At 52.2% G+C, this 1,428-nt stretch carries 2 protein-coding genes; both read left to right on the top strand.

Going from position 1 to position 1,428, the window contains the following annotated elements:
• Positions 1-952: succinyl-diaminopimelate desuccinylase (gene dapE, locus Q0236_RS07305; protein WP_297916506.1), on the top strand; the 952-nt coding region annotated here is incomplete at its 5' end.
• Between the two features lie 178 nt (positions 953-1,130).
• Positions 1,131-1,268, top strand: coding sequence for a hypothetical protein (locus Q0236_RS07300; RefSeq protein WP_297916504.1), 138 nt, complete (start codon positions 1,131-1,133; stop codon positions 1,266-1,268).
• Positions 1,269-1,428 lie beyond the last annotated feature (160 nt).

The following is a 1,428-nucleotide window of genomic DNA, read 5'->3' as shown; positions in this document are numbered from 1 at the left end:
GGTAGAATCGGATGGCTTCATCTACGGTCGCGGCGCGCAGGATATGAAAAGCGGCATCGCAGCGGCAATCTGCGCGCTTGCATCCTCGCAGAGCTTTGGCGGCACGCTTAGCCTGCTTCTTACCAGCGATGAGGAGGGAGAGGGTATCTACGGCACCAAAGAGATGCTTGCCAAATTGCGCGAAGAGGGGCTGCTACCGGATTTTGCGATCGTTGCAGAACCCAGCTGCGAGGTGCGCTTCGGCGATACGATAAAGATTGGTCGTCGCGGCTCGATCAACGCCGCGCTAACGATTACCGGCACACATGGCCACGCCGCATATCCCGCTAAATGCATCAACCCCGCGCATATTTTAGCTCCCGCGCTCGCCCGTCTTGCGGGACACGATCTGGACGATGGAGACGAGAGCTTTGCGCCAAGCAAGATCGTGATCACCGACATCCGCGGCGGCACGGAAGTCGCAAACATAACGCCCAAGGACGTGCGGGTAATGTTTAACGTCCGCGGCGGGATAAATTTAAAGCTGGATGAGATCAGAGACTACGTGCTAGAGCTTTTCGGCGTGAGCGCGGAAAACGCGCTATGCAGCGAAAGCGAATCATTCGGCAAGCGCGAGATGAGCTGCACCGCACAGCTAAAGGAGGGCGCATCGCTAAGCCTGACGCTAAAGAGCGCCTCAAAGCCGTTTTTAACCGACAAAAACTCCAAAATCGTGCAGAGATTGAGCGCAAGCGTGCAGAAAATCTGCGGCGCGGCGCCCGAGCTAAACACTGCGGGCGGCACGAGCGACGCGAGATATTTTGCCGAGCTCGGCGTGGAGACGGCGGAGTTTGGCGTGCGAAACGACAGAGTCCATCAGATAAACGAAATCGGCGACGTAGAAAATTTGGCTAAAATTTTTAGCGATCTGATCGCAAATTTTAACGCCGCAGATGGCGAGGTCGGTCGGTAAATTTCACCGCGCCGGCGGGAATTTTAAATTTTAAATCGATGCGTCGTATACAGCGCGTAAGGGTTAAATTTTAAAATTTCACCCTGTGGACGGACGGAGATTTTAAAATTTTGAAATTTTAAGACGTGCGCAGCAGGCGAATGGATTGAAATTTTAAATTTCAAGAGGGGCGCGTTAAATGCGCGGCGCCTGCGCGATATTCGGCTGTAAAAGGGGATCTGAAATTTTAGCGCACGACGGCGTACTGGGCGGCCACGACATCTGCGGCAAGACAGCGCGCGCAGTGCCTGCAAAAAACAAACGGCCGCTGCGTTAAAGCTTAAAATTTCCGCCAAAGCGGCGGATAAAAAAGCCTCAGAGAGCCGAAATACGGGCTAAATTTAAGAAACACGAGATTAAATTTTAAAAGCATAAAATCAAATTTAAGAAGCGCAAGGCTAAATTTGAAATTTCAAAAACGCGGCTCCGAAATTTCA

Origin of the sequence: uncultured Campylobacter sp. (assembly GCF_938031315.1) — a bacterium.
Taxonomy (GTDB): domain Bacteria; phylum Campylobacterota; class Campylobacteria; order Campylobacterales; family Campylobacteraceae; genus Campylobacter_B.
This window is presented reverse-complemented; position numbering and strand designations above follow the sequence as displayed.

Bases quoted from the DNA above. Each gene is read 5' to 3' on its own strand.
- Q0236_RS07300 (WP_297916504.1), top strand. From the start codon at position 1,131: ATGCGCGGCGCCTGCGCGATATTCGGCTGTAAAAGGGGATCTGAAATT.